At 38.2% G+C, this 24548-nt stretch carries 31 protein-coding genes; 24 read left to right on the top strand and 7 right to left on the bottom strand.

The window, feature by feature from the left end; genetic code table 11:
* Window positions 1-19 precede the first annotated feature (19 nt).
* From AC5WOE_RS08355 to AC5WOE_RS08330, 6 genes are all read left to right on the top strand, one after another.
* Complete coding sequence (locus AC5WOE_RS08355; RefSeq protein ID WP_496052345.1) at window positions 20-445, top strand: DUF2487 family protein; 426 nt, start codon at window positions 20-22, stop codon at window positions 443-445.
* Window positions 446-618: 173 nt separating this feature from the next.
* Window positions 619-1110, top strand: a complete 492-nt coding sequence (locus AC5WOE_RS08350) for a QcrA and Rieske domain-containing protein (protein ID WP_496052344.1) — start codon at window positions 619-621, stop codon at window positions 1108-1110.
* 29 nt (window positions 1111-1139) lie between these two features.
* Window positions 1140-1811 (top strand): menaquinol-cytochrome c reductase cytochrome b subunit, encoded by a 672-nt coding sequence (gene qcrB, locus AC5WOE_RS08345; RefSeq protein WP_496050735.1) that lies wholly within the window; start codon window positions 1140-1142, stop codon window positions 1809-1811.
* Between the two features lie 24 nt (window positions 1812-1835).
* Entirely contained in the window at window positions 1836-2630 is a 795-nt protein-coding gene (locus tag AC5WOE_RS08340) for a c-type cytochrome (RefSeq protein WP_496050542.1), read from the top strand.
* A gap of 64 nt (window positions 2631-2694) precedes the next feature.
* Complete coding sequence (locus AC5WOE_RS08335) at window positions 2695-3321, top strand: DUF1405 domain-containing protein (protein WP_496050541.1); 627 nt, start codon at window positions 2695-2697, stop codon at window positions 3319-3321.
* Window positions 3322-3450: 129 nt separating this feature from the next.
* Window positions 3451-4137, top strand: coding sequence for a sporulation protein YpjB (locus AC5WOE_RS08330; RefSeq protein WP_496050540.1), 687 nt, complete (start codon window positions 3451-3453; stop codon window positions 4135-4137).
* Window positions 4138-4171: 34 nt separating this feature from the next.
* On the opposite strand, the gene AC5WOE_RS08325 is transcribed toward AC5WOE_RS08330, so the two are convergent.
* Window positions 4172-5023, bottom strand: coding sequence for a YitT family protein (locus AC5WOE_RS08325; RefSeq protein WP_496050539.1), 852 nt, complete (start codon window positions 5021-5023; stop codon window positions 4172-4174).
* Window positions 5024-5146: 123 nt separating this feature from the next.
* Between AC5WOE_RS08325 and AC5WOE_RS08320 the strand changes: the two genes are divergently transcribed.
* The 14 genes from AC5WOE_RS08320 to AC5WOE_RS08255 all read left to right on the top strand — a co-directional run bounded on the left by AC5WOE_RS08320 (window position 5147) and on the right by AC5WOE_RS08255 (window position 16638).
* Complete coding sequence (locus tag AC5WOE_RS08320; protein WP_496050538.1) at window positions 5147-5470, top strand: nucleotide pyrophosphohydrolase; 324 nt, start codon at window positions 5147-5149, stop codon at window positions 5468-5470.
* Between the two features lie 15 nt (window positions 5471-5485).
* Complete coding sequence (dapB, locus tag AC5WOE_RS08315) at window positions 5486-6265, top strand: 4-hydroxy-tetrahydrodipicolinate reductase (RefSeq protein ID WP_496052343.1); 780 nt, start codon at window positions 5486-5488, stop codon at window positions 6263-6265.
* A gap of 10 nt (window positions 6266-6275) precedes the next feature.
* Entirely contained in the window at window positions 6276-6974 is a 699-nt protein-coding gene (gene bshB1, locus AC5WOE_RS08310) for a bacillithiol biosynthesis deacetylase BshB1 (RefSeq protein ID WP_496050536.1), read from the top strand.
* Between the two features lie 12 nt (window positions 6975-6986).
* On the top strand, window positions 6987-8108 hold the full coding sequence (gene bshA, locus AC5WOE_RS08305; protein WP_496050535.1) for an N-acetyl-alpha-D-glucosaminyl L-malate synthase BshA: 1122 nt from the start codon (window positions 6987-6989) through the stop codon (window positions 8106-8108).
* Entirely contained in the window at window positions 8109-9350 is a 1242-nt protein-coding gene (locus tag AC5WOE_RS08300; RefSeq protein WP_496052342.1) for a CCA tRNA nucleotidyltransferase, read from the top strand. It begins immediately after the preceding gene.
* Window positions 9328-10302, top strand: coding sequence for a biotin--[acetyl-CoA-carboxylase] ligase (locus tag AC5WOE_RS08295; protein WP_496052341.1), 975 nt, complete (start codon window positions 9328-9330; stop codon window positions 10300-10302). Before AC5WOE_RS08300 ends, AC5WOE_RS08295 begins: the two co-directional genes overlap by 23 nt.
* A gap of 135 nt (window positions 10303-10437) precedes the next feature.
* Window positions 10438-10908, top strand: a complete 471-nt coding sequence (locus AC5WOE_RS08290; RefSeq protein WP_496052340.1) for a hypothetical protein — start codon at window positions 10438-10440, stop codon at window positions 10906-10908.
* A 376-nt stretch (window positions 10909-11284) separates the two neighbouring features.
* The gene (gene panB, locus AC5WOE_RS08285; RefSeq protein ID WP_496050531.1) at window positions 11285-12136 is read left to right on the top strand and encodes a 3-methyl-2-oxobutanoate hydroxymethyltransferase; all 852 of its coding nucleotides are present in this window, start codon (window positions 11285-11287) and stop codon (window positions 12134-12136) included.
* Complete coding sequence (panC, locus tag AC5WOE_RS08280; protein ID WP_496052339.1) at window positions 12123-13037, top strand: pantoate--beta-alanine ligase; 915 nt, start codon at window positions 12123-12125, stop codon at window positions 13035-13037. Before panB ends, panC begins: the two co-directional genes overlap by 14 nt.
* Window positions 12982-13365, top strand: coding sequence for an aspartate 1-decarboxylase (gene panD / locus AC5WOE_RS08275; protein WP_496050529.1), 384 nt, complete (start codon window positions 12982-12984; stop codon window positions 13363-13365). Before panC ends, panD begins: the two co-directional genes overlap by 56 nt.
* Window positions 13366-13646: 281 nt before the next feature.
* Window positions 13647-14087, top strand: a complete 441-nt coding sequence (locus AC5WOE_RS08270) for a MarR family winged helix-turn-helix transcriptional regulator (RefSeq protein ID WP_496052338.1) — start codon at window positions 13647-13649, stop codon at window positions 14085-14087.
* Window positions 14088-14195: 108 nt separating this feature from the next.
* The gene (locus tag AC5WOE_RS08265; protein ID WP_496050527.1) at window positions 14196-15146 is read left to right on the top strand and encodes a ring-cleaving dioxygenase; all 951 of its coding nucleotides are present in this window, start codon (window positions 14196-14198) and stop codon (window positions 15144-15146) included.
* Entirely contained in the window at window positions 15143-15754 is a 612-nt protein-coding gene (locus AC5WOE_RS08260) for an alpha/beta hydrolase (protein ID WP_496050526.1), read from the top strand. Before AC5WOE_RS08265 ends, AC5WOE_RS08260 begins: the two co-directional genes overlap by 4 nt.
* Before the next feature lie 143 nt (window positions 15755-15897).
* Complete coding sequence (locus tag AC5WOE_RS08255; RefSeq protein WP_496050525.1) at window positions 15898-16638, top strand: SDR family oxidoreductase; 741 nt, start codon at window positions 15898-15900, stop codon at window positions 16636-16638.
* 39 nt (window positions 16639-16677) lie between these two features.
* Here the strand turns inward: AC5WOE_RS08255 and AC5WOE_RS08250 are convergent, their stop codons facing one another.
* Both AC5WOE_RS08250 and AC5WOE_RS08245 read right to left on the bottom strand, forming a co-directional pair.
* Window positions 16678-17172 carry a GNAT family N-acetyltransferase gene (locus AC5WOE_RS08250; protein ID WP_496050524.1) on the bottom strand — a complete coding sequence of 165 codons (495 nt, stop codon included), beginning with the start codon at window positions 17170-17172 and terminating at the stop codon, window positions 16678-16680.
* 10 nt (window positions 17173-17182) lie between these two features.
* On the bottom strand, window positions 17183-18145 hold the full coding sequence (locus AC5WOE_RS08245; protein ID WP_496050523.1) for a helix-turn-helix transcriptional regulator: 963 nt from the start codon (window positions 18143-18145) through the stop codon (window positions 17183-17185).
* A gap of 137 nt (window positions 18146-18282) precedes the next feature.
* Here AC5WOE_RS08245 and AC5WOE_RS08240 point away from each other — a divergent pair, with 137 nt between their 5' ends.
* Window positions 18283-19659, top strand: a complete 1377-nt coding sequence (locus AC5WOE_RS08240; RefSeq protein WP_496050522.1) for a tetratricopeptide repeat protein — start codon at window positions 18283-18285, stop codon at window positions 19657-19659.
* 13 nt (window positions 19660-19672) lie between these two features.
* Window positions 19673-20476: a non-homologous end joining protein Ku gene (ku, locus tag AC5WOE_RS08235; protein WP_496050521.1), complete on the top strand. Its 804-nt coding sequence runs from the start codon at window positions 19673-19675 to the stop codon at window positions 20474-20476.
* Window positions 20477-20546: 70 nt separating this feature from the next.
* Here the strand turns inward: ku and AC5WOE_RS08230 are convergent, their stop codons facing one another.
* Together AC5WOE_RS08230 and AC5WOE_RS08225 are read right to left on the bottom strand one after the other, a co-directional pair.
* Window positions 20547-21068, bottom strand: a complete 522-nt coding sequence (locus AC5WOE_RS08230) for a Pycsar system effector family protein (protein WP_496050520.1) — start codon at window positions 21066-21068, stop codon at window positions 20547-20549.
* Between the two features lie 220 nt (window positions 21069-21288).
* Window positions 21289-21621 (bottom strand): hypothetical protein, encoded by a 333-nt coding sequence (locus tag AC5WOE_RS08225; RefSeq protein ID WP_496050519.1) that lies wholly within the window; start codon window positions 21619-21621, stop codon window positions 21289-21291.
* Window positions 21622-21726: 105 nt separating this feature from the next.
* Here AC5WOE_RS08225 and AC5WOE_RS08220 point away from each other — a divergent pair, with 105 nt between their 5' ends.
* Complete coding sequence (locus AC5WOE_RS08220; protein WP_496050518.1) at window positions 21727-22131, top strand: GNAT family N-acetyltransferase; 405 nt, start codon at window positions 21727-21729, stop codon at window positions 22129-22131.
* A gap of 38 nt (window positions 22132-22169) precedes the next feature.
* Here AC5WOE_RS08220 and AC5WOE_RS08215 read toward each other — a convergent pair whose 3' ends face one another.
* Window positions 22170-22367, bottom strand: a complete 198-nt coding sequence (locus AC5WOE_RS08215) for a CDGSH iron-sulfur domain-containing protein (protein WP_496050517.1) — start codon at window positions 22365-22367, stop codon at window positions 22170-22172.
* A 27-nt stretch (window positions 22368-22394) separates the two neighbouring features.
* Complete coding sequence (locus tag AC5WOE_RS08210) at window positions 22395-23165, bottom strand: alpha/beta fold hydrolase (RefSeq protein WP_496052337.1); 771 nt, start codon at window positions 23163-23165, stop codon at window positions 22395-22397.
* 279 nt (window positions 23166-23444) lie between these two features.
* On the opposite strand from AC5WOE_RS08210, the gene trxB reads away from it, so the two are divergent.
* The gene (gene trxB, locus AC5WOE_RS08205) at window positions 23445-24389 is read left to right on the top strand and encodes a thioredoxin-disulfide reductase (protein WP_496050515.1); all 945 of its coding nucleotides are present in this window, start codon (window positions 23445-23447) and stop codon (window positions 24387-24389) included.
* The last annotated feature ends 159 nt before the right edge of the window (window positions 24390-24548 follow it).

The raw sequence follows: 24548 nt of genomic DNA, 5'->3' as shown, positions 1-24548 counted from the left end.
TTTTTTCGGAGGATACTGCATGAGACTACTAGAACAAAATGAGGCAAACTGGACATCTATCGCTCCTTTTTTGGATACGGTTTGTCTGCCTGTATATCAGTATCAAATGATACAAAAAAAGTTACATTTGGAAGAAGCGAATTTGATCGAGTATATAACAGAGGAATTAGAAAAAAAATTAATAGGAAGAATGCTGTTATTACCAGCTTATAGTTTGATAGGTCAAGATGAAAAGCTATTGCAAACTGTTATTACAAGTTTTGATAAAGAATTGGGAGTACATAGTGGATTTCATTATAGGTTCTTGGTAATACTAGAAGAAACTTGGGGCAAAAATAAATTGGATACATCTTTTCATCTGCTATCAGTTCAAAAAGATGTCGACAAAGAAGTGGAACTGGGACGATTGTATGAAGAAATTTTACATATCTGGCAATCTGTTTAAAGAAAGAAAAAATATCATTTTTCATTTTTGAAAACATCCTGTCGGATTCCTTGATTTTGTTTTATCGTTTCGCTATCATGGATATGTCCTAGTAAAGTATTTACGTGTCCTAATAAAGTAAGGTTCCAGTCCGTTGGACGGTGATGTTGTTATAGAGGGAGGTCAGATATGTTGTGAGCAAGAAAATTTCCCGTCGGCAGTTTTTAACGTATACATTAGGCAGTACGGCGGGTTTCCTAGGTGCGGGAATGCTGTTTCCTATGGTGCGTTTTGCTGTTGACCCTGCTCTAAAAAAGGGACAAGGTGGTAATTTTATAGATGTGAATTTACCACTATCAGAAGTAACAGATAAACCAAAATCAGTTCAGTTTAAAGTACACAAAAAAGATGGCTGGTATTCTTTTGACGAGGTATTGACAGCATGGGTTTTACGGGATCAAGGTAAAATTATTGCTCTTTCTCCTATTTGTAAGCACCTTGGATGTACGGTGTCTTGGGAAGCAAATCCACAGTATCCTAATACTTTTTTCTGTCCTTGTCACTTTGGTCGTTATACCAAAGATGGTACAAACGTTCCTGGAACGCCACCACCGAAGCCACTTGACCGATATGAAACGAAAGAAGCTAATGGAAAACTTTTGATTGGACCATTAATGCAGACATAATTGTTCTTCTGATTGGAGGTGACATGCTTATGATACGCGCCATTTACGACTGGGTGGATGAGAGATTAGATATTACGCCTCTCTGGCGTGATGTTGCAGATCACGAGGTTCCTGAACACGTGAACCCAGCCCATCACTTTTCGGCGTTTATTTATTGTTTTGGCGGACTGACTTTTTTTGTTGTCGTCATTCAGATTTTATCTGGAATGTTTCTAGCAATGTATTATGTTCCTGATATTATTAATGCACATGCGAGTGTTAAGTTTTTACAAAATGAAGTAGCTATGGGCGCAATTGTTAGAGGTATGCACCACTGGGGAGCGAGTGTGGCCATAGTGATGTTATTCCTACATACACTTCGAGTTTTCTTTACAGGTTCATACAAACACCCACGTGAATTTAACTGGGTAGTAGGCATGTTGATTTTCTTTGTGATGTTAGGGCTTGGTTTTACAGGTTATCTTTTACCATGGGATAACAAAGCATATTTTGCAACTAAAGTAGGGGTGCAGATTGCTGCATCAGTTCCATATCTTGGACCCTACATTGCTACATTTTTGCAAGGTGGAGACATTGTAGGTGCTCAGACAATTGCTCGTTTCTTCGCTCTACATGTATTTTTCTTCCCTGCAGCACTTCTTGCGCTACTTGGAGCACACTTTATACTTATTCGTCGTCAAGGAATTTCCGGACCACTATAAACTTCGCGGGAGGAGGGAATCCACTTGGCACATAATCAAGATGGAAACCATAAAGAACAAGTCCACTATGTCGGAGACTCTCGCGTACGTGCTAACCGGAAGAAGATGTATCCCCCGGACTATACGGAGTTTCCTCATAAATCGGAGGCATTTTTCCCCGACTTTCTTCTGAAAGAGTGGATGGTAGCAGCTGTATTTTTAGTAGGTTTTATGACATTAGTAATGGCTGAAGATCCGCCACTTGGTGATATTGCCGATCCAACTAATACTGGATTTTTACCAGTACCAGACTGGTATTTCTTGTTTATGTATCAGTTATTAAAATATAAATGGGCGTCAGGTCCATTTGTAGTAATTGGCACACTCGTACTACCAGGAATTTTGTTTACATCGCTCATTCTTGCACCTTGGTTAGATCGAAGTAAAGAGCGTCGTCCATCGAAACGACCAGTCACCATTGGTTTGATGATTGTTTGCATCGTTTCTGTTTGCGCTCTCACTTGGGCAGCAGAAGCAGAGCATGAAACACAATTAGAATCTGCTGTAGGTAGTCCTACTAAAAATAAGCAGGTTGTAGATGCAGATTCGGAAGGACATAAACTTTACCAAGAAAATGCATGTATCCGCTGCCATGGTGACCAACTCCAAGGTAAAAACGGACCTCCTCTATTAGGAGTAGGTAATCGTAGAACTGCGGAACAGATTAACGAGTATATCAACGATGGTAAAGGTGGCGTAATGCCAGCTGGAATGTTCCAAGGCTCACCTGAACAACAGCAGATATTAGTAAATTGGTTGATGAAACAAAAACAGAAGTAACAAAATATGTTTGACAAAAACCCCGGATTTTCCGGGGTTTCTTTCTAATAGGAGAGAGAATAAAATGTATGCATTACAGGTATTTCTCAGTTGGAGGCAGCAGCGTTGGTTTTTATGGACGCTTTTTGTTATTAATTTTTTAGGTACAATCTATGGATATTATTGGTATGGAAACCAAATGCAGCAGACAGATTGGAAACTACTTATTTTTGTTCCAGATAGTCCTACAGCTAGCTTATTTTTTACTGTGGTTATATTCTTATATATTTTAAATAAGAAAAGCAAACTACTTGAGGCATTTGCAGCAATAACGTTATTCAAATACGGTATCTGGGCAGTAGTAATGATTTTATGGGGAGCAGCTTTAGACTCAAACGGTTTTATTTCCTCTCTCACTTGGGAACATTATATGTTGATGTTTTCTCACCTTGGTATGGCTGTACAAGCATTACTCTATGCTCCCATTTTTCGTTTTGGGTATCGTCAGTTAGTGATTGCATCTATTTGGACATTATTAAATGATGCTTTAGACTATGGCTTAGATATACATCCTTGGCTTACTCCTGAATTAGAGGTCTATGATCATTTAGTCGGATGGTTTACATTATTACTGAGTTTCACCACTATTTTTCTGTTTTCGATTTTTATAGAAAAAAGAAAAGCAAATATGACTTCTAATTTCGAGACATAGAAGCATAAATTTGTATCAATAAGGCCGAAAAAGGTGATCTTATTGGTACGTTTTTTTTGTATGGTAATGATGAGTTTGTTTCTTTATCCAAATTTCGTACAGGCTAAGCAAATGTGGAGTGAATCCGACATGCAGTTGTGGGTGTCCTCTGCTACACAAATTGCCAAAGAAGTAGATGCTGGTCGATATGTAGAAGCAAGGCAAAAATTAGAGGAGTTAGCAAAACATTTTTCTCATTCGAATTTTGCAGAAAAAGAGTTGAGTGTCCAAGCTATTCAAGCTTTATCAACTTCTATCATCGATTTAGAAGGAAGATTAAATCGAATAACACCAAATCCAAGTGAGTTAAACTTTTATGCAAAGCGATTATTAATGACGTTTGATGCAATAGGTCATCCTTATCAACCAATGTGGAAATCTTATTATCCTATATTGAAAAGACAAGTTGATAAAATGATTTCGGATATTAAACAAGGGAAAGACATAAGAGAAGAACGAAATATTTTGCATAATCATTATGTGATTTTACGACCTGCATTAGTTGTAACAAAAACGCCTATTACCGTACAGAAAGTGGATTCTTTGTTTCTTTTTTTAGAACGTGATTTAAATAAAGATCATCAATTGGCAGCATTAAATCAACTCCGTATGCTCTGGTATCCTTTGTTTTATGGTTCTGAACAAGATGTATTAGCAGTTACAAATCCAGATGGTAAAGTACCTGTTTCTACTTTCTTATCGATTATTAGTGTTATTATTATTGGGATTTTGACTTTTGTTTCTTGGCGAAAAAAAATGCAGTCTACTGTTGCTTGATATTAAAAAAGATAGGCTAATTCAGCCTATCTTTTTAGATCGATGTCCGCTCAAAGGAAAAACCTTCACCATGAACTTCTCGGGCATCATTTACAACAATAAACGCTTGTGGATCGATTTTATGTACAATTGATTTTAGCTTCGGCATTTCCCTAAGGGATACAACTACATATAGTACTTCTTTTTCATGTCCGGTGTAACCGCCAGTTCCTTTTAACATTGTCACACCACGATCCATTTTTTCTGTAATTTGATCTGCTACTGTTTGAGGAGAATGGGATATAATAAAGGCAGCTTTTGCTGTTTTCCCGCCTTCGACCACATAATCTATGACCCTGGAGCCCACAAAAACGGCTACTAAGGTGTACATTGCTTTATCGAGTCCAATTAAGTATATAGATATGAGGATAACCGTACAGTCGAACATCAAGAATGTACGACCTAAGTTCCAGCCAAAATATCGATCCATCAAACGAGCAATTATATCAACACCACCTGAAGTACCTCCAACACGGAACATCATACCAGCACCTATACCTACTAAGACACCTGTGAATAGAGCGGCAAGCAGGAGATCATCGGTAGGTTTTTGCCAAGTTTTGGTTAATTCCAAGCATACCGATACGGATGATATGCCTATGACAGTATACCAAAATGTTCTTTTGCCAAAAACTTTGTATCCAACGATAAGCAAAGGAATGTTCAAAAGGAATACTACTATACCAGGAGACCATTTAAAAAAATAGTAAAGCATCAAAGCAATTCCTGTAAAGCCACCTTCTGCTAGCTTATTTGCAAGAGCAAAACTATTGATTCCAAGAGAATAGATGAAACCTCCAACAAAAATGGTTAATATATTACGTAGATGAATGAGAAATTTTTGCAACGTTTTCGCCCCTTCCTTATGCTGTTACCTATTTACTTTACTATAGATTCCCCAAAATTCCACGCAATATGGTTGCCGAGATGGAATTAGTGGTCTAACATGGATGGGTAAGGAGGAGAATGTATGGCTCAGAAAACAATAAATGAAATGCAAAAAGATGTTGACCTATATATAAGCCAGTTCAAAGAAGGGTATTTTCATCCATTGTCCATGTTAGCCAGAATGACGGAAGAAGTTGGAGAACTCGCTCGAGAGGTAAATCATCGATATGGTGAAAAACCAAAAAAAGCGAGTGAAGATGAAAATACGATTGAACAAGAGTTAGGAGATCTACTTTTTATTATTTCCTGTTTTGCCAACTCACTAGAAATTAATTTAGAGACTTCTTTTGAACAGGTTATGCAAAAATACAATACTCGAGATAAAGATCGATGGACGAGAAAATAGAAGGAGATATACATCATGACGATTCGCATCATCGTGGCAGGCGCTTCAGGGAAAATGGGTCAAGAGGTTGTTAAACTGATTGAACAAACCGAACATTTTCAGTTAGTTGGGGCTGTTTCACGTACATACGCTGAACAAGAAATAACCTCAGATGCAAAGTATTATGCGACTTTAAAAGAAGGAATCGAAGCTACTAAAGTAGATGTGGTAGTTGATTTTACTAGCCCAGAAACGATTATGAAACATTTACAAATTTGTTGTGCTTATCAGGTAAGACCTGTAGTAGGAACTACAGGTCTTACGGGGGATGAACTTAATGCATTAACGGTAGAGTTCAAACAAAATAAGTTGGGTGGAATAATCGCGCCAAACTTCGCCATAGGTGCTATTCTCATGATGAAATTTGCTGCTCAAGCAGCAAAATATCTGCCTCATGTAGAGATCATCGAATCTCATCATGATCGTAAATTGGATGCACCATCCGGGACAGCACTTAAAACGGCTGAATTGATTACGGAGAGTCGAAAGCAATTAAAACAAGGTCATCCAAGCGAAACGGAGATGTGGCAAGGAGCGAGGGGAGCAGAGTATCATGGATTTCGCATCCATAGTGTTCGTTTACCGGGATTGGTTGCACACCAAGAAGTATTATTTGGAGGAATAGGGCAGTTATTGACAATTCGTCATGATTCTTTGAATCGTGAGTCTTTTATGCCCGGGGTACAATTAGCTGTAGAGAGAGTATTAAAATTAAATGAACTGATATATGGTTTAGAAAATATTTTAGAAGTATAGGGGTAGTATTATGAATAAAATTGATATATTAGCATTTGGAGCACATCCTGATGATGTGGAATTGGGCGCAGGTGGAATTCTAGCAAAACATGCAAGGGCAGGATTTAAAACTGCAATCTGCGATCTTACTTATGCAGATCTGTCTTCCAATGGTACAGTGGAGAATCGCCAAATGGAAGCAGAAAAAGCGGCGCATGCACTTGGCTTGACAGCAAGGTATTGTTTAGGTTTCCCTGATAGAGGTCTCACTGGGTCAAAAGAACAGATTTTAAAGATAACTCAGATTATACGCCAGCTTCAACCTAAAATAATCTTTTCACCTTATTTTAAAGATCGCCATCCTGATCATGTAGCATGTAATCAATTAGTAAAAGAAGCTATCTTTGATGCGGCTATTAAAAAAATTATTACTCCTGGGGATGAAGAAATACATCGTGTGACAAAAGTGTATCACTATTTCATCAATGACCTCGGTGATGCGGATGTCATTGTAGACATTGGTTCTGTGTACCAACAAAAAATTGCAGCTTTTCAAGCATATAAAAGCCAATTTGGACAACAGGGAAACAATGCTAAAACACCTTTAAATACACCAAACTTTTTTGGAATGATCGAAGGACGAGATCGGTTATGGGGACAACAAATCGGCGTGATGTATGGTGAAGCCTTGGTCAGTGCACGCCCTATTTCATTAAGTTACCTTTTATAAGGGGAATCCGTCATGAAAATTGGTTTTACTTGCTATCCCACCCACGGTGGCTCTGGTGTTATTGCGACAGAACTTGGAAAATTATTAGCAGAACGTGGCCATGATATTCATTTTATTACGTACGATATGCCTTTTCGATTAGGAGGCTTTCAACAAAATATTTTTTACCATGAGGTGGAGGTAAGCCGATATTCGTTATTTAAATATCCCCCATATGATTTAACTTTGGCTAGTCGAATGGCTCAAGTAGCCAAATTATATGAGTTGGATCTGTTGCATGTGCATTATGCTGTTCCGCATTCGGTGTCTGCTTTCTTAGCTAAACAAATGGTTGGAGAAAAATTAAAGATAGTCACTACTTTGCACGGAACGGATATTACGGTACTGGGGGAAGATCCAACACTACACAACATTATCTGTTTTGGCATGAAACAAAGTGATGCTGTCACAGCTGTCTCCGAAAGTTTAAAACAACAAACAAGAGACCTATTTTCTGCTGAACAAAAGATAGAACGAATTTATAACTTTGTGGATCAACGAATATATCATCCTCGAAACGTTCAATACTTGCGAGATAATTATGTTTGCCCTGATGAAAAATTAATCATTCATATTTCTAATTTCCGGGCTGTAAAGCGACCTCAAGATGTCATACGTGTGTTTGATCAAATCCAAAAAGCAATGCCGGCAAGATTATTACTTGTTGGGCAAGGTCCTGAATGGTCGGCTATTCATCAGTTAGTGCAATCACTCGATTTAACAGATAAAGTGAATTTTCTTGGAAGACAAGATGATGTTTCACAGTTTATGTCTATAGCAGATTTACTTCTATTACCATCTGCAAAAGAAAGCTTTGGATTGGTTGCGTTGGAAGCAATGGCTTGTGGCGTGCCTACTGTAGGAGCACGTATTGGTGGAATTCCGGAAGTAGTAGTGCATGGAGAAACAGGATTTCTTTCTGAACTAGGAGATGTAGATGATATGGCAAAACAAGCTATTCATCTTTTACAGGATGAGTCCAAACATAAGCTATTTGTGCAAAATGGTCTTCATCGAGTAGACCAAGAGTTTCGTGCAGATCGGATCGTAGATCAATATGAAGCACTATACAAGCGTGTGTTAGGAGTAGAATAAATGAGTGAGCAGTTTATAGCTGCCCAAAAAGTATTAGAAGCCTTAGAAAAAGCTGGGTATGAAGCATATTTGGTGGGAGGATGTGTGCGTGATACTTTGCTTAATAGAGAACCAGCAGACTATGATGTCACAACTAATGCCTTTCCAAGGGAAGTACAAAAAATATTCCCACGGACTATTCCTACAGGGTTACAACACGGTACAGTAAGTGTGATACAAAATAAAACAGTTGTAGAGGTTACCACTTTTCGAGTAGATGGAATATACGAAGATCACCGCAGGCCAGAGGATGTGAAGTTCGTTTCTAATCTGAAGGATGACTTGATGCGAAGGGATTTTACCATCAATGCGCTGGCGATGGATCGAGATGGAAATGTGATCGATTATGTTAATGGTCGTAAAGATTTGAAAACGGGATTAATTCGAACAGTTGGAAAAGCAACAGAGAGGTTTGAGGAAGATGCGCTTCGAATGATGAGGGCATGTCGTTTTGCAGCACAACTTTCTTTTCAAATTGAAGAATCAACAAAAGTAGCCATAAAAACTGGCAGACGTTTTGCAAATCACTTAGCAGTAGAAAGAATTGTAGCAGAGTTTACGAAAATCTGGAAAACAAATCACCCATCTAAAAGTTTAATCCCTTTATTGGAAACAGGTTTGTTGGGCGAATTGCCACCATTTTGTGACACATCGATATTGCCAGATATTCAGCAGATAGAATGGAAAAATCTCGATAGATTTGAATCCAATTTGGAAAAATGGGTTTACTTTTTTTATCTTGTTTTTCGCGAGAATAAAGATTGCAGACAGGTTTGCGAAACAAACGTAATCGATATTTTGCCGAAATTCAAATTCTCCAATTCAGAGAAAAAAGCAATATTCAACACAATTAACCTGATTGCATCATGGAACCCGTATATAAAAGTGGAAGAAGGAAAACTTCTATTATTAAAGCATTACTTTAAAAGGGTACAATTAGCAGAAAAATTATGGCAAATTATTTCAAAGAGAAAATCATCTCTGCCGTTGGAAAAATGGTGGATGGAAATGCCTGTCCATCAATTTTCCGAATTAGCTATTAACGGAAATGATTTATTACGAGTTACAGAACGAACTCCTGGTCCTTGGATAAGAGAGACTTTACAGTATTTATTTCATCAAGTAGCATTTGGTTATATTCAAAATCAGAAACAGGTTTTAGAAAAGGAAGGCGGAAAATATGGGGCAGGAATTACGTCATAAAATCTTATCCGTCCTGCTGAAAGATAGTACTACATTCTTGTCTGGAGAAGAGATTAGTAAACGAGTTGGAGTTAGCAGGGCTGCGATCTGGAAGCACATTAAAGAATTAAGAAATGAAGGATATCAGATAGATGCTAAACCAAGAAAAGGCTATCAGTTAATCTATCGACCAGATCGGGTAGCAGCAGAAGAGATTCAAAATGAATTACAAACTTTGGCTTTCGGACAACAAATAAGATATGAACCAGTAGCAAAATCAACGCAAATCTTAGCTCATCAGTGGGCTAGAGCTGGGGCACTGGAAGGTTCACTCGTCATTGCTGATGAGCAGAAAGAAGGTAAAGGAAGACTTGGCCGTGTTTGGTATTCTCCACCAAAGACAGGTGTTTGGATGAGTCTTGTTCTCCGTCCATCTATTCCGATTCAACAGGCTTCTCATCTTACTCTATTGGCATCTGTTGGTGTAAGTAGGGCAATTATGAATCAAACCAATCTACCGATCCAAATTAAATGGCCAAATGATCTCCTTTTACATGGGAAAAAGGTTTGTGGCATTTTAACAGAGTTGCGTGGGGATCAAGATAAAATTGATTATGTCGTTCTGGGAATGGGAATAAATGTAAATCAACAAGCAGAACATTTTCCATCCGAGTTAAGAGAAGTAGCGACTTCTTTGGCTGTTGAAGGAAATCATATTTTTTCGAGGGCAAGTCTCATTGCAGAAGTGATGAAAGAGTTAGAGTATTATTATCATCTTTATTTAGAAAAAGGATTTGAACCGATCCGTAATAAGTGGGAGTCTTTATCAAACTTAATCGGGAAAAAAATAACAGCTAGAACCCCTCAAAAAGAAGTAGTGGGAGTAGCAGAAAGTTTGAGTTCGGATGGGTCCCTCCTAGTGAGATCTGGAGAAGAATTAATTAAGATATATTCTGCTGATATTGATAAGTAGATAAAATGAACGAGTACACAACGAAAGTGTGCTCTTTTTCAATATAATGGGAATATATGATTTGAATTGAATATAAAATTAGTTCTTTGATAATATAAAAGATAGAGTCCGCTGATCGAAAGATGAGGTACTCTGATGAAGCAGCATAAACAGCGACTTCACATTTGTGGCGAAGACAGTAATGGAGAGAAGATCTGCCTTATGGAAATCTTCTCTCCTGAGCACGAATACAGGATCACATCTTTAAAACCGATGCAGAAAGGTTCTTACCAGAATCCGGCGGAAGCGTTGCGATACTTCCTTGGATTCACTGAGGTCTACTCACGACGTGCTATTTCTGGTGAGGAAGGGTGTTTTTTCCACAGGAAACGATTTCACATCTACGGTAAAGATCGCGAAGAAAACCAGTACTGTGTGAGAGAGGTTTTCACTTCCATCTCTGGTTATCGAGTGAGCTCTCGTAGGACGGCACCTCCGCACTATCCAGATCAAATCTTTGCCAAGCAGGCCAATGCATGGCTTAGTTTCACTGGATTGGCGTATCATGTCGACTTGAGGCGTGAGATCGATGATGTGAATGGGGAAGTGTGTCCTGTCTGTTCCTGATCGCCACACGACCACGAGGATTTCTCTCCTCGTGGTCGCAAGATTACAATGATAGAAGATATAGATCTATTTTTAGAAGTGTTATCATCTTTCTAAAGGAGATGGTATTACTTTTATTTATAAAAATGATAATTTCAACCAATTAAATAATAATTTCCTATTGTTTTTTTATGCTATTTTGGCTACTCTAAGCATAGAGCAGGTGATTGCATCCAATAATGGAGCGATACACAAAACATGCATTACTGGTTTAATCTGTTTTTACTACACAGGTTCCGTATGTATCGGCTACTTGCACCAGCCAGCTCTCGCCTTAAAGGGAAGAGCTTTTTTTATTTCCCATAGGTTCGCATATTGCCTTAGGAGGGTTTTTCGGATGGGTGTAACAAGAAGAACGTTAGATAAGAAGAAGTTACAAGGTGAAAAAATAGCTATGGTAACTGCTTATGATTTTCCAACTGCAAAGATTGCGGAAGAAGCAGGGGCGGAGATACTTTTAGTTGGAGATTCTCTTGGAATGGTAGTGCTTGGTTATGATTCTACTATTCCAGTAACATTAGAAGATATGTTGCATCATACCAAAGCAGTTACACGAGCAGCAAAACAATCGATGGTAATTACAGATCTTCCTTTTCTTACTGGTCATCTTTCTAATGATGATGTATTAAAAGCGGCTGGTAAACTGATGCAAGAAGGTTTCGCTTATGGTGTGAAACTGGAGGGAGGACAGCCTGTTATAGGTAAGATTGAAGTGTTAACGGAAGCAGGTGTACCTGTAATGGGACATCTTGGGCTTACTCCTCAATCGGTAAATCAACTAGGTGGATATGTCATACAAGGAAGAGAAGAGCCTGCAATTAAACAGTTGAGATTAGATGCAAAAGCAGTAGAAGCGGCAGGAGCTTTTGCTTTGGTATTGGAGTGTGTTCCTGAGGAAATTGCAGAAGAGATTAGTCATATGTTGTCTATTCCAGTTATCGGAATTGGGGCAGGGAGATATACAGATGGTCAAGTGTTAGTGGTACATGATCTCTTAGGCATTGGAGGAGATTGGGCACCGTCATTTGTAAAACGGTTTGCTTCTGTGGGTAAGTCTATGCAAACAGGGTTGAATCAGTATGTAAAAGAAGTAAAGGGCCAAACATTTCCTAGTGAAGAACACGTTATCCATTTAAATGAAGAAGTAAAATTAGCTTTATACGGGGGAAGAGTGGATGGAACTAGTTGAAACAGTAGAAGAATTAAATGATGCCTTACGAATGCACCGAAATAGTATCATTGGCTTTGTTCCAACAATGGGATATCTGCATGAGGGGCATTTGAGTTTAGTTAAAAAAGCAAAAAAAGAATGTGACTTTATTGTGATGTCCATATTTGTAAATCCGCTGCAATTCGGTCCAAACGAAGATTTAGATAGATATCCAAGAGATTTAGAGCGCGATTTTGAGTTAGCTCGTCAAGCTGGTGTAAATGTTTTGTATCATCCTAATGTCAAAGAGATGTATCCAAGTGAACCGCTGATCACGACAAAAGTTTCGGATAAAATTTCCAATGTATTGTGTGGTAAATATCGTGAGAGCCATTTTGATGGAGTGACAACTGTTGTAGCTAAATTGTTTAATCAAATAAACCCAGATCGTGCTTATTTTGGTCAAAAAGATGCACAACAACTGGCGATTATTACACAAATGGTCAAAGATTTGTCATTTCAGGTAACAGTTGTACCTTGCGAGACAGTGAGAGAAGAAGATGGTTTGGCATTAAGCTCGCGAAACGTTTATTTGTCTGAAGAGGAGAGAGAGCAAGCTTCTATTCTTTCTCAAACACTAATTGAAGTTCGTGATGGATTAATATCAAGAAAATGGAATACACCAGATGAAATAAATCAATATGTAAGAGGTAGAATATCTACGAAATCATTAGCAAAACTACAATACATAGAGACATTGGAACATCCGAATTTACAAATACCAACTAGTTTGTATGACAAACAAATTATAATAGCCCTTTCCATTTATTTTGGCAAAACTAGACTCATTGACAATATTTTATTCTCAGCAGAAGGGGAAAGTCATGTTTCGAACGATGATGAAATCCAAATTGCATCGAGCCACCGTAACAGAAGCTAATCTTCACTATGTAGGCAGTGTGACCATAGATGAAGACTTAATGGATGCAGTGGACTTGCTGCCTAATGAAAAAGTTCAAATTGTAAATAACAATAATGGTTCTCGATTTGAAACTTATGTGATTAAAGGGAAAAGAGGCAGTGGCGTTATTTGTCTCAATGGTGCAGCTGCTAGACTCGTTCACCCTGGAGATAATGTCATTATTATCGGTTATGCTATGTTGAGTGAAGAAGAAGCGAGAAAACACCATCCAAAAGTTGCAATTCTTAATGAGAATAATCAAATTGAACAAATTCTAGGCCAAGAAATTGCAGGAACCAGTTGCTGAGCTAAATACAATCAAGGTTTCCATTTTGAATGAAATCTTGATTGTATTTTTTGTGGAATTCTTGAGATATTTACACAACCAGAGGCAATCTGAGATCGTTAAATGTTAGTGTAAATGGTCAGCGCAGTTATTACATATATTGTGTTATTTGTTTATGTTATACTATATCAACGATGAAACTTTTTATTTTAGTGAAATTTAGTGCTTGACAATTAATCTCAATTGTTATATCTTAAATTTAAGATAAATAAACAAAGTCGTAAGGAAAGGGAGTGACTCTGATGGATACAACCAATAACAACGCATTAAACCTATACATTGCTTTATCTCGTGCTCAACAGTGGGTAAATGCTCATGCTGACCGGGATATTAAAAGGTTAGGATTAAACCGCACTGAATTTGGAGTTTTGGAATTATTGTATCATAGAGGTCCACAACCCTTGCAAAGAATTGGTACGAAAGTGTTAATGAGCAGTGGAAATATCACCTATGTAGTCGATAAGTTAGAAAAGAAAAATTTAGTTTGTCGAAAGTCTTCATCTAGTGACCGTCGTCTTATTTATGCAGAAATCACTGATAACGGAACAAAATTTATCGAAGAAGTTTTCCCTCATCATACAGAAGTGATTAAAAATGCAGTAAAAGGACTCACAGAGGAAGAACAAAAGACTGTAAGTCAGTTATTAAAAAAGTTAGGTTTATATGCACAGGAGCATTATTAGTACTAGGATATTTTTATTGTCTAATATCTTTAATTTAAGATTTTCAAACATGAAATATTTGAGATTTCTTTTGGATATCCTAAAAATAAAAAGAGAGAAGTGTTTAACATGAGACAACCAACAGCAGGAATTCACCATATCACCGCATTCGTACAAGACGCACAAGGAACAGTAGATTTTTATTCGGGGGTTTTGGGATTAAGATTAGTGAAGAAAACTATTAATTTTGATGCTCCTGAGGTATATCATTTGTATTTCGGTAGTGAAAACGGCAAGCCTGGAACAATTATTACCTTCTTTCCATGGGCTGGGTCACGAAAAGGACAGATTGGCGGGGGACAGGTTGGTATTACAACTTATGTAGTTCCTCCAAATTCTTTGGATTTTTGGAAACAGCGATTGGAGAGTTTTAACGTAAAAGTGACGGAAGTAGAGCGATTTCAAGAAAAATATCTTCAATTTCAAGATAAAGAAGGGTTGCTCCTTGAGATAGTAGAACGTGAAAGTGGTGAAAATAGCAACTGGTCATTTGGGAATGTAACAACAGATAAAGCAATTAAAGGGTTTGGAGGAGCCGTTCTCTATAGCAAAGCTCCCGAAAAAACAGCTGAAACTTTGGAAAGTGTACTGGGATTAGAACGAATTGGCGAAGAAGGCTCATTCGTCCGTTATCAAGCTACAGGAGATATTGGCAATATTATCGATATTGATCGATCAGTGACCTATGCTGGGATAGGTGGTGCTGGTACTGTTCACCACATTGCTTGGAGAGCTCAAACGGATGAAGAGCACACATTATGGAGAACACATGTAGAAAATAGTGGATATCATCCAACGAAAATCATTGATAGACAATACTTTCATGCGATTTATTTCCGTGAGCATGGAGAAATTTTGTTTGAGATCGCAACAGATCCTCCTGGATTTGCAAACGATGAAACGACAGAACACTTGGGTGAAAAATTGATGCTTCCAGCTTGGTTTGAAAAATATCGTCATGAAATCGAAAGCAACTTGCCAGATATTGAAGTTAGAACAGTAGAGGAGGATGTTCAGTGAAACATATTTATCGTGAAGGCTCAAATAAGCAGGCTCCTGTACTTCTCTTTTTACATGGTACAGGGGGAACAGAGAGGGACTTGCTTCCTCTCGCTGAGATCATCTCGCCAACTTCTTCCGTACTAAGTGTGCGAGGTAATGTGCTCGAAAATGGTATGCCTCGTTTTTTTAAACGAATAGCTGAAGGAATATTCGATGAAGAAGACTTGAAGTTTCGAACAAAAGAACTAAAGGAGTTTATTGACACTTCAGCAGAGCAATACTCTTTTGATCGAAGCAATGTGGTTGCTTTAGGATACTCTAATGGGGCAAATATCGCTGCTAGTATACTTTTTCAATATCAAAACGCTTTAAAAGCAGCAATTTTACACCATCCTATGGTTCCCCTTCGAGGACTCAAGCTGCCTGATTTATCAGGTACCAACATTTTCATTGGTGCAGGAATGAATGATCCCATCTGTGCTCCACAAGAGACAGAGGAATTAGAAAAATTATTACTAGAAGCTAAAGCTTCTGTCAGTGTTCATTGGGAGACATTTGGACACCAGTTAACTCAATCAGAAGTACTTGCTGCTGCAAAATGGTATAAAGAGCATTTTGCAAAGTAATGTTAACGGAGGGTACATGGTACTCTCTGTTTTTTATTTTCATTTTTAGTGATTATATTTTTATTCTGTTTACTTTTTGTAATATAGAACTAAATATAAGACAAGTTTGATTTAGACGACTAATTTATGCATGGAGGCGTGGAATGGATATAGCTATTGTTACAGGTGTCAGTCATTTTAAAGGAATTGGGGCATCTATTTGTCGAAGGCTCGCTGAAAATGGTGTTGATATCTTTTTTACCTATTGGCAAGCAGATGAAAATTGGCCCAATATGTTCACTGATGAGATTAGAAACAAAGGTGTTCGATGTAAATCATTCGAAATCAATCTGGGAGATAAACAGGCAGCTGATACTATTATGGATCAAGTCATCCTTCACTTAGGAACACCTACTATATTAGTTAATAATGCTGCTTACTCAAGTTTAGATGGTTATCAAAAGCTAAATGCAGATACATTAGATCGGCATTATGAAGTAAATATTCGTGCGGTTTGTTTACTTAGTGTTCAGTTTGCGAAACAATTAGAAAAATCAACTATCAGGGAGGGCAGAATCATTAACCTTACCTCCGGACAAGCACAAGGACCGATGTTAAATGAATTGGCTTATGTAGCTTCTAAAGGTGCTATCACGGCTTTTACTTTAACTTTATCGGCAGAGTTAGCTCATCTTGGTATTACGGTTAATGCAGTCAACCCTGGTCCTACAGATACGGGTTGGATGACAGATGAAATAAAGGGGGAACTCACTACAAAATTTCCTATGGGCAGGCTGGGACAGCCAGAAGATGCAGCACGTCTAATAGCGTTTCTAGCAAGTGAAGAAGCTGGCTGGATAACAGGACAGGTTATTCATTCAGAGGGTGGGTTTTTACGTAGATAATAAGAAGTATAGCCTCTGCAAAGAGGCTAATAACAATAATTATTTACCCAATATTTGGAGTTGCCAATTGTTTGCCTGCATAAATTGGCCAATCGGATATTCAAATTCGCATTGCTCTACAAGTGTGAAATGTAGTTTACGACATATAGCATTCGATGCTGGATTGTTTATGGAGGGAAAAGCGTGAATAAAGCTATGTTTATTCTCTTGTTTTGCTTTTTCGATAGCCTTGACTACTGTAAGTGTTGCTAAACCTTTTCCTTGAAAATCGGGAAGTATGGCCCAACCTATTTCATAAATCATCTGACCCTTCCATGAATGTTCCCAGTAGCCAACTGAACCAATTGTTTCTTTTTCGAAAATGATGCGATAGAAGGTTCCAGTATCATCCATATTCAAATACCGATTATGTCGAGAGATAACCTGATCTTCTGTTTCTGGTCCTCCCAAGTGTTTTGTCATTTTAGGTGTGTTTTGGAGATAGAGCAGGGAAAGACACTCTTCGGTCCAAGTTTCTAGCTGAAGTTTATCCATGTCATTACTCCTAATCCTGTTGATAGTGTTTGGTTAATTTTTGAGCGAGTACGACTAATGATTTTTTTAAAGAAACAGGTTCTATTACTTTTATAGAAGTTCCATAGGTGAATAAAAAATCAGGAATATACGTTTCCAAACTTTCTCGTTCTACTAAAAATTGAATTTCTGTTTCAGTTTGATGGACGAAATAATATTGCAGTTGCCAATGATGGCGCAGGTACGCAATGGCTTCTTTTTTTCCATGAATTGTCAATGGTACAAAATTTCCTTGATTTTGTTTAGGGGCAAGCCAACTTAAAAAAAAATCCGCTGCCACAAAGTTTGCTGGACGGTTAAAAGTGGATGGTTCTATTTCTAAGTTTGCTATCCTATCTAATCGAAAGGTTCTATTTTCGCCACGTAAGTGACAATAACCAACCAAATACCATTTTCGGTTCCAATGGATGATACCATAAGGGTCTATTTGTCTATTTTCAAGAGAATTAGATCCTGTCTTTTGATAATGGAGTGTTAGCTTGTTGGAAGACGCAATTGCTTCTTCTATCGTACGCAATAATTGATCATCTATCTTCATGATAGCTGAAGTTACGACATCAAATCCACGAGTATAATTAGATAATTCTTTTTGTTGGTCTTCGCTCATTTGATATTTAATTTTTTGAAGTGCGTTTTCTAGTGAGCCTTCATACGGATAGCCAGCTTGTTTGGCGAATAGGGAAGCGTAATATAGGGCTTTTCGCTCGTCTGTATCAAAAAACAAAGGAGTTTCTATAAACTTGTTAAATAATCGATACCCACCTTCATGCCCAGATTCTGCAATGATGGGGACTCCGCTAGCACATAAAGAATCAATATAACGATAAATAGTACGTACACTTGTTTCTAGGCGTTCAGCGAGCTCAGATGCAGTCATTCGATGTCTGGAAATCAATAACCACAGAATTGCTAGCATGTTATCTGCTTTTGCCATCATATTCCCTCGTTCTATGTGTCTACTTTCCGTAAGTATACATAACATTCATACTCCCTACAACAAACAAGCAGCATACATTTCTTCATAAAGGAGATACTTTCTTATAATCAGTAGTTTGTACGGGAGGGTAAGTAATGATTTATGAAAGTTGGCTTCAAGAAATGGAAGATCAGATTGACGAAATAAAGAAAAAATATCCTCATTCTTCTTCTGACGACAAATGTAAATGGCGGAAACGTTTTTCTGAGTTAAAACAGGCTTCTCATTTGTTATTGGAAACATGGGCAAAAATAGAAGATAAAATGGCAGCGATTACAGCTGAACATCCTGAATTATCTGGTGAAGAAGAGATAGAGTTAGAAGAGGAATTTTGGTTAGATGAGTCTGTTGTTCGGCAATTCCGACAGGGGCAAGGCTATTATGGTTTAACGATGTTTCAAGAAGCAGAAGGCTTTTTTTCAGAAGTGGTAGAGGAAGAACCTGATTTTCTGCTAGGTCGTGTATATTTAGGATTAAGTCAATTTCATCGAAAAGAATGGGAAATGGCATTACAGCATTTTCAATTGGTTTCAGCTACAGCTACGCAGGCAGCTTTCTCGGCATTTTCTCATCATATGATCGGATGTATTCGTGTAAAACAAGGGAATGAAACGGCTGCGATCCGCTCCTTTCAACAAGCAATTGAACAGGATAAAGAAAATGTCGATGCATGGTTTAATTTAGGTGCTGCATATTTTCGTTTGAAACTATATTCGGATGCAATCCCTGCTTTTTATCATTGTTTAGCGTTAAATGAGCATGATTGGGAATCGATGTATTATTTATCTAGTTGTTATCGCCATTATGGAGAATGGAAGAGCGTGACTTATTGGAGATTAGCCTCTTTAGAGAAAACGAACCATCCTTTAGTAATGTTATCTTTAGCTCATGATTATGAAGAAATGGATCAAGCTGATCAAGCTATCATCTGGTATCGAAAATTATTGGCTCATTCAGAGCATAAACGTGCAGCATATCACGGATTGAGTTGGAATTATTGGACCATGAAAAAGAAGACAGAAGCGGAGTTATGGGTAAAAAAAGGTTTAACTCTATATCCGAATGATCCTGATTTACTCTTTACTTTTATGTGGATCAAACTTGCCGAAGGTAATACAGAGCGAGCTGAAAAAGCTTACGAGATGTTACCGGATGAAGTGAAAACAGAACCCATTTGGCAAGCGATGAAAATGCGTATTTCCACTAAATCAGGTAGGCATGAAGAAGTGCAGGAGATGGCACAATCGTTAATTGATCAGGAGAAACCGATGGTTCAGGCGATGGGATATTATCATCAAGGAAGATCGATGCTAGAAATTGGCCAAATTCCTCAAGCGATGGAGCATTTTCAGTTGGCGAGACAAAGGGCAGCAAAGTGGCAAGAACCATTATTTTACGAAGGGGTTTGTCATTTGCTAGAGGGCAGGCCAGAGCAAACATTAGCATGCTGGGAACAGCTCAATATAACATAAGGAATGATCAAAAATGCATACGATGTGGAAAGGTTCTATCAGTTTTGGTCTTGTCAATATTCCTGTGAAAATGTACGCTGCTACGGAAGAGAAGCCTGTGCGATTTCGATCGCTGCATAAAGAATGTCAAACTCCTATCAAAATGGAGCGCACTTGTCCAAAATGTAAAAAAGAAGTCCCTTGGTCTGAAGTGGTCAAAGGCTATGAATACCAAGAAGATCGATTTGTGGTAATGGAAAAAGAGGAGTTAGAAAAATTATTACCTGATCAAGGGAAAACGATAGAAATATTAGATTTTGTCGACCTCAAAGAAATAGATCCGATTTATTATCAAAAAACATATTACCTAGGTGCGCAAGATGCAAAAAGTAAAGCGTATGCTCTGCTGAGAAAAGCATTACAAGATTCACAGAAGATAGCTATTGCCCAAATAACGATCCGCTCCAAACAAACATTAGCTGTTGTTCGGGTCTATGGGGATTGTTTGGTCATGGAAACTATTTTTTATCCAGATGAAGTCCGTGATGTTGGGTTAGTCCCTGATGTTCCACAAGATTTACAGCTCAATGAAAAAGAAGTTTTGATGGCGAATCAGTTAATTGAACAATTGACTACTGAGTTCGATCCGAGTAAGTACCAAGATGAATATCGCCTTGCATTAGAAGAAGTTATTGAGAAGAAAATCCAAGGGGAGGAGATAGTAGAAGTCAAAGAAGTACGGGATGAAAAAGTGGTGGATCTGATGGAAGCATTAAAAGCTAGCTTAGAAGCAGCAAAAAAGAAGCCATCTGATGAGGGACAGCGAGCGAGTTCCTAATAAAAAGCAGGCGCCGCATACCGATGAGATCGATACGCGGCGGCCCTCTGACAGCATCGGGGGAGGTGGCTCACACGAGGGCGGTCCACCAAATCACGATGGCTACTGCCAGAACGGACATTCCGATCCAGCCGATCCGGATGCTGATCCTGATCCACTTGTTCTTGGTCGGGAAGACATGCGTCGTGAGGTAGAGGCACTCATTCAGCAGGTTGTCGTACTTGTTTTCGAGGTGCGAAGTCGTGTTCTTCGCGAGCATCTGCTTGCTGAGGTCTTCCTTGGAGATCTTGTTGGACATCCCCTTCGTTCGCGGGTCAACCGCGATCTGGGTGGCTACAACAGCCACCATCATGATCAAGGCAGATGCAAGCAGCAATCCCTTCATCAGGTTCGAAAGGCTGTCGGGAGAGCTGCCGACCAGAGTCGCAACAGCGATAGCGACGGTACCGCCTACGGTACCCAGGAAGTTTGCCTTCGAATCTGCTGCGCGGATGTTTTCCAGTTCCTTCTGGACGGCCTTCTGCACGTTCTCGATCGACTCCTGCATCTGCTGGAGGTTCAGGCTGGAGAAGTCGACGTTCCGATCAGTCATGATTGTCTCCGAGAGAGTCCGTCACCCATGCTGTCAAAGGGTGATTACAAATACCATATTCATTATAATGAATTCAGAACCAAATATCAAAATAAATTATTAATTTACAACATTTCCTTATTTGTAATTCGTTGGATTTTTTATTTTCAAGTGGATTGAGACGTTTTGCTTGGATACATATAATGAAACCAGACCAATCAATATAAATTGGTCTGGTTTCTTATTCTCCTTGATCATCTACGATGACTTTTCCTTTTTTGGAATTCCAATAACGCAAATAAGTGTGATCCCCAGTCGGACTTCGTTTTATTTCTTTTCCTTTTTGGTCATACCAAACTTCGATTGCTTCGTAATCCTCAACAATGTAATCTCCTTGTTTTGTAGTCTTCACCTTCTCGGATAGGATTTCACTTCTAGTTGTAGGTGTATTTACTTCTGCTATCGAAGGTACATCACTTTCTATGTGGACTGCATTTCTTTCCCATAAGAAAAGGATTAAAACAAGATTTACAAAAACAAAAGTACCAATAAGAGAAACTTTTATATGTTTCATACCATTCCTCCTTTTATGAATGATAAGATGGCAGATTTTGTGATCTGTTCGAATCATGTGGATATCGTCTACACTAAATATGATTATGTGCAGAGGAGGTTAGACATGTCCGGTTATCAATTACTTCGTCAATTGGAAGAAGAACAAATTCCACAGTTACATGAACTATATACTCGTCAATGGTGGACAAGCGAGCGGACTCTAGCAGATATAAAAAAGATGCTTGCTTCTAGTGATTTGCTATTTGCATATTGGGATAAGCAAGTGGATAAATTAGCAGCATTTGCAAGAGTGCTGACCGATCATGTCTACCGTGCTATCATTTTTGATGTGATAGTGGATGAAGATTTGCGAGGCTCTGGAGTAGGAAAGAAATTAATGAATAATATTATAGATGAAACTTCTCATATTGAGCGGGTAGAACTGTATTGTAAAGAGGACAAAGTAGCTTTTTATGAGAAGTTAGGATTTGCGACTTTACCAACCACTTTGTTAATGCGCAAAGGATGAAAAAAACACCTTTTCATAAAGGTGTTTTTTTGTATGTACTATTTTGCCCTGACAACGCTTTCGAAATTTCCTTTGTGACTACCATCGCAAAATGGTTTATTGTCAGACAAACCGCATCGACAAAGGGAAATAGCTGGTTTCGTTTCAAATTCATTCCCTTGCGCATCTACTAATTCAAAATCTCCTTGTATTAACAAAGATCCATTGTCACGAACGGTGATTTTTGCTTTACTCATCTTTTACCTCCTATATCTGTTCCTTTATTATGCATGATGGTGGATAAAATTAGCAATAGATGCATTCACTGTTTTCGCTGCTTTTGTAGGAAGTTGATGGGTAACATTTTCTATCATTTCGAGTGTATGATCTGACAGTTTTTCTTGGAGCGATTGCTTGTCTGCTTGAAAATTTTTATCTTTTCCACCGTATAAAAGAAGAGAAGGCTGTTCAATATTTGAAAGTTTTCCACTGTAATCAAAGGAAAGGCTATAGTGGTAGTATTCTTGTATTCGATTAGGATTTCCTTTTATCGCTTCATAATATAACCTTTGATAGGTAGATATACAGTCAGAATTACTATTGCATATGGCTTTAGCTAATATTGAAAGGGTTGCCTTATTAGAAAGAATTGCAGCCAATTGAATAATGCTTTTTAGATAAAAGCCTGATGGCTTTACCATTGCACTGATCAAGATTCCACCACAAAACCGGTTACTATGTGTATGCATTGCTTCCAGTGCGATAGAACCACCTGTAGAATAACCTGCTATATATGCTTGTTCGATTTGCAAAGTATCCAATAATCCCACCATATCTTCGATAATTAGGGGGTATGTAAGATTTTTACTACCAGAAGAACTTTTGCCATGTCCACGAATATCAAAGGTGATAATTTTGAACTGTTCCCCTAGTTCTAGCTGCTGATAGTAAAAATTAGAACTGGATAACAAAGGAGGATGAATGAAAATAATCGGTACTCCATTTCCAATTACTTCGTAATATAAATTGGTATTGTTTACTTCAAGTGTAGGCATTTTGAAAACTCCTAGTTGGATATTATGCAATATTATTTTATCGTTTTTCTTCTCGACTTATCCCTTTGTTAGGTCATGAAGTGTTAATAGGAAAAGATTTTATCCGAACTTTGGATGATGCTCTTGTTCAATTAGTCGATAATCTTACAGGCTTCGAAACAGATTACTGGAGGAATTGTGGAAATTACTTAAAAAGTAGGGCTGGTTTACTACCTATAAAATAGGGTATAAATGTGGAGTGGAAATTTTTTATTTTTCGTCTAGGAGGATAATCATCTTATGTATAAAGCAATCGTTTTGGGTACCGGACCAGCAGGACTTACAGCAGCAATTTATCTAGCACGTGCTAATCTAGAACCATTGGTAATTGAAGGCCCTGAGCCAGGTGGCCAACTTACAACCACTACAGAGGTAGAAAATTTTCCTGGTTTCCCAGAAGGTATTATGGGTCCAGAACTTATGGAAAATATGAGAAAACAAGCAGAACGCTTTGGAGCAACTTTTCGTCGAGGCTGGGTCAAAAAAGTAGAATTATCGGAGAGGCCTTTTACCTTATTTCTAGGTGAAGAAAAAATCCAAACAGAGTCCTTGATTCTCTCTACTGGCGCAACAGCGAAATTGCTTGGTATTCCAGGAGAGCGTGAAAACATTGGGCTTGGTGTAAGTACTTGTGCAACTTGTGATGGATTTTTCTTCCGAGGGAAAAAGATTATTGTCGTAGGTGGCGGTGATTCGGCAATGGAAGAAGCGAACTTCTTAACTCGTTTTGCATCAGAAGTTCATATTGTCCATCGCCGGGAAGAATTGCGTGCATCCAAAATTATGCAAGATCGTGCTCGGGCAAATGAGAAAATAACTTGGGGCATAAATAAAACTCCTCTTGAAGTTGTTCGTAACAAAAACGGGGTAACAGGACTAAAAGTAAAAAACAATGAAACTGGCCAAGAAGAGCTAATAGAGACCGAAGGTATTTTTGTAGCTATCGGACATAAGCCTAACACGGAGTTTTTGGATGGACAAATCAAATTAGATGAATTGGGATATATAGACGTGAAAGCTGGTACCACTGAAACCAATATTCCAGGGGTATTTGCATGTGGTGATGTGCAAGATCATGTCTACCGCCAAGCAATTACCGCTGCTGGAACAGGGTGTATGGCAGCTTTAGATTGCGAAAGGTTTTTAGAAGGTAGTGCGGTTCATGACTGGAGCAAATCCCTTTAAGTGAAAAAGAAAGCCTACTCTCTTGTGTGAGAAGTAGGCTTTCTTTTATATATGTAGAAACTTATGTTCTGTGTTTTCGTCAACTATTAAAAAAAGATGAACAAAAGAGATTGAGTTACATATTAAACGGTAAATCTGATTTTGCACACAAAAAGAGAT

Source organism: Shimazuella sp. NTD248, assembly GCF_059510395.1.
This window is presented reverse-complemented; position numbering and strand designations above follow the sequence as displayed.

Excerpts from the sequence above, each read along its gene's own strand:
- AC5WOE_RS08240 (WP_496050522.1), top strand. The coding sequence starts at position 18,283 with ATGATTTATGAAAGTTGGCTTCAAGAAATGGAAGATCAGATTGACGAA.
- AC5WOE_RS08320 (WP_496050538.1), top strand. The coding sequence starts at position 5,147 with ATGGCTCAGAAAACAATAAATGAAATGCAAAAAGATGTTGACCTATAT.
- AC5WOE_RS08245 (WP_496050523.1), bottom strand. The coding sequence starts at position 18,145 with ATGGCAAAAGCAGATAACATGCTAGCAATTCTGTGGTTATTGATTTCC.
- panC (WP_496052339.1), top strand. The coding sequence starts at position 12,123 with ATGGAACTAGTTGAAACAGTAGAAGAATTAAATGATGCCTTACGAATG.
- AC5WOE_RS08220 (WP_496050518.1), top strand. The coding sequence starts at position 21,727 with ATGTCCGGTTATCAATTACTTCGTCAATTGGAAGAAGAACAAATTCCA.
- dapB (WP_496052343.1), top strand. The coding sequence starts at position 5,486 with ATGACGATTCGCATCATCGTGGCAGGCGCTTCAGGGAAAATGGGTCAA.
- AC5WOE_RS08230 (WP_496050520.1), bottom strand. The coding sequence starts at position 21,068 with ATGACTGATCGGAACGTCGACTTCTCCAGCCTGAACCTCCAGCAGATG.
- AC5WOE_RS08300 (WP_496052342.1), top strand. The coding sequence starts at position 8,109 with ATGAGTGAGCAGTTTATAGCTGCCCAAAAAGTATTAGAAGCCTTAGAA.
- bshB1 (WP_496050536.1), top strand. The coding sequence starts at position 6,276 with ATGAATAAAATTGATATATTAGCATTTGGAGCACATCCTGATGATGTG.
- qcrB (WP_496050735.1), top strand. The coding sequence starts at position 1,140 with ATGATACGCGCCATTTACGACTGGGTGGATGAGAGATTAGATATTACG.
- ku (WP_496050521.1), top strand. The coding sequence starts at position 19,673 with ATGCATACGATGTGGAAAGGTTCTATCAGTTTTGGTCTTGTCAATATT.
- AC5WOE_RS08270 (WP_496052338.1), top strand. The coding sequence starts at position 13,647 with ATGGATACAACCAATAACAACGCATTAAACCTATACATTGCTTTATCT.
- AC5WOE_RS08255 (WP_496050525.1), top strand. The coding sequence starts at position 15,898 with ATGGATATAGCTATTGTTACAGGTGTCAGTCATTTTAAAGGAATTGGG.
- AC5WOE_RS08225 (WP_496050519.1), bottom strand. The coding sequence starts at position 21,621 with ATGAAACATATAAAAGTTTCTCTTATTGGTACTTTTGTTTTTGTAAAT.
- panB (WP_496050531.1), top strand. The coding sequence starts at position 11,285 with ATGGGTGTAACAAGAAGAACGTTAGATAAGAAGAAGTTACAAGGTGAA.
- AC5WOE_RS08355 (WP_496052345.1), top strand. The coding sequence starts at position 20 with ATGAGACTACTAGAACAAAATGAGGCAAACTGGACATCTATCGCTCCT.
- AC5WOE_RS08290 (WP_496052340.1), top strand. The coding sequence starts at position 10,438 with ATGAAGCAGCATAAACAGCGACTTCACATTTGTGGCGAAGACAGTAAT.
- AC5WOE_RS08335 (WP_496050541.1), top strand. The coding sequence starts at position 2,695 with ATGTATGCATTACAGGTATTTCTCAGTTGGAGGCAGCAGCGTTGGTTT.
- AC5WOE_RS08215 (WP_496050517.1), bottom strand. The coding sequence starts at position 22,367 with ATGAGTAAAGCAAAAATCACCGTTCGTGACAATGGATCTTTGTTAATA.
- trxB (WP_496050515.1), top strand. The coding sequence starts at position 23,445 with ATGTATAAAGCAATCGTTTTGGGTACCGGACCAGCAGGACTTACAGCA.
- panD (WP_496050529.1), top strand. The coding sequence starts at position 12,982 with ATGTTTCGAACGATGATGAAATCCAAATTGCATCGAGCCACCGTAACA.
- AC5WOE_RS08210 (WP_496052337.1), bottom strand. The coding sequence starts at position 23,165 with ATGCCTACACTTGAAGTAAACAATACCAATTTATATTACGAAGTAATT.
- AC5WOE_RS08295 (WP_496052341.1), top strand. The coding sequence starts at position 9,328 with ATGGGGCAGGAATTACGTCATAAAATCTTATCCGTCCTGCTGAAAGAT.
- AC5WOE_RS08265 (WP_496050527.1), top strand. The coding sequence starts at position 14,196 with ATGAGACAACCAACAGCAGGAATTCACCATATCACCGCATTCGTACAA.
- AC5WOE_RS08250 (WP_496050524.1), bottom strand. The coding sequence starts at position 17,172 with ATGGATAAACTTCAGCTAGAAACTTGGACCGAAGAGTGTCTTTCCCTG.
- bshA (WP_496050535.1), top strand. The coding sequence starts at position 6,987 with ATGAAAATTGGTTTTACTTGCTATCCCACCCACGGTGGCTCTGGTGTT.
- AC5WOE_RS08330 (WP_496050540.1), top strand. The coding sequence starts at position 3,451 with ATGCAGTTGTGGGTGTCCTCTGCTACACAAATTGCCAAAGAAGTAGAT.